The organism is Pseudomonas inefficax (assembly GCF_900277125.1).
Classification (GTDB): Bacteria; Pseudomonadota; Gammaproteobacteria; order Pseudomonadales; family Pseudomonadaceae; genus Aquipseudomonas; species Aquipseudomonas inefficax.
Genome location: NZ_OPYN01000121.1, coordinates 1 through 1,694, shown reverse-complemented (window position 1 = coordinate 1,694; position 1,694 = coordinate 1). Strand labels below are relative to the sequence as shown.

Below are 1,694 nucleotides of genomic sequence, written 5' to 3'. Positions count from 1 at the left end.
CCTTCATGGGCAAAGCTCACCCCCTCCAGGCGCAATTCACCCGGGCCGTCGGGCATCGGCTGCGGGTCGGCTGCCGGGCGCACGGCCACGGCCTCCGTCTTCAGCTCCATCACCCGCCCCAGGCTCACCGCCATGCGCTGCACCGCCACGTACAGGCCCAACATGCTCTGCACCGGCCCTACCGCCATGCCCATATAGGTGGAAAAGGCGATCAGCGCACCCAACTGCCAGGTACCCTGAATCACCCACCAGCCGCCGACCAGGAACGCGCAGGCGCGGCACCAGGAGGTCAGCGTGCCGGGGATGGCCTGGGTGAAAAATTCGGTCACCTGCACCTTGAGCAGCTGGCGCATGTAGCCCTGGCCCAACTGGTCCAGGCGCCCCGCCTCGCGCCCTTGCTGGCCGGCGGCCTGGATGAACTTCATCGCCGGCAGGGTTTCGACCAGGAACGACGACACATCCGCCGAGCGTTCGCGCAGGTTGCGTACTTCGCGCTCCACCTTGCGCCGCATCCAGCGCAGCCACAGCACTTCGAGGGGCACCAGCAGCGCCAGCAGCAGCGACAGTTGCCACGACAGCATCAGCATCAACACCACCGCTCCCACCAAGCCGATCACTGCCGACACCGCCGAAAACAGCGAATCCACGGCAAAGCGCTGGATTTCCGCCACATCGCCATCCAGGCGCGAAAGGATGTCGCCGATGCGCCGCCGCCCGTAGAACGTCGGCGACAGCTGCTGCAGGTGGCGGTAAAGGTCGTCGCGCAGGGCAAACAGGATGCGCCCCGACAAGCGCGTGTGCAGGTAGCGGTTGACCCCGGCCAGCACCGTGCCCAGCAGGCCTGCGCCGATCATGGTCGCCGCCATGTGCCAGAGGGTCTGGTAATTCTTGGCCAGCAGCCCCTCGTCGATCAGCGTCTTGACCAGCCAGGGTTGCGCCAGGGCCAGCAACGAGGCGCCCAGCGACAAACCGAGCAACAGGCCGATGGCGCGTCGATGGGGGCGCACGAAACCATACAGCCAGGCCAGCGCCTGGCGCATGAGCACGGGGTCGCTGGTTTCCACCAGCCGGGCGAACAGGCCGCCCACGTCAGCCGCGCAACTGCTTGAGCTTGCGGTACAGCGTCGCCCGGCTGATACCCAGCGCCTCGGCCGCTGCGGACACGTTGCCCTGATGGCGCGCCAAGGCGCCACGGATCAGCTCCAGCTCGTTGTCCTTGAGGCTGCCGGAAGGTGCCGTGCCGTTGGCCAATTCGTCCAGCAGGCAGTCGGTGAGGTGGTCGAGGGTCAGTACCTGCTCGCCGTCCTCGCGCATGGCCAGTGCGGTGCGTACCACCATTTCCAGCTGGCGGATGTTGCCCGGCCAGTCGAAGCCTTCGAGCAGCGCAGTCAGGGCCGGGTCCAAGGTCACGCCCCGGGCATCGGACTTGTCCAGCAACCCCTGGATGATTGCGTCCAGGTCGTCGCGCTCGCGCAGTGCCGGCAAGCGCAGCGACACGCCGTTGACCCGGTAGTACAAGTCTTCGCGGAAGTGTTGTTCGTGCACGAGGCGCTTGAGGTCGCGGTGGGTGGCGCAGATCAACGCCACGTCGATGTCTTGTTCGTCGCCTGCGCCCAATGGCGCTACGCGGCGCTCCTGCAATACCCGCAACAGACGCGCCTGCAAGGCCAGCGGCATGTCGCCGATTTCATCGA

At 66.8% G+C, this 1,694-nt stretch carries 2 protein-coding genes; both read right to left on the bottom strand.

Features of this window, described 5'->3' with window-relative positions; genetic code table 11:
- Window positions 1-1,088, bottom strand: a 1,088-nt coding sequence (locus JV551A3_RS14325; protein WP_133978836.1) for an ABC transporter ATP-binding protein, incomplete at its 3' end; no start/stop codon positions are given.
- 1 nt (window position 1,089) lies between these two features.
- Window positions 1,090-1,694: sigma-54-dependent Fis family transcriptional regulator (locus JV551A3_RS14320; RefSeq protein WP_167494826.1), on the bottom strand; the 605-nt coding region annotated here is incomplete at its 5' end.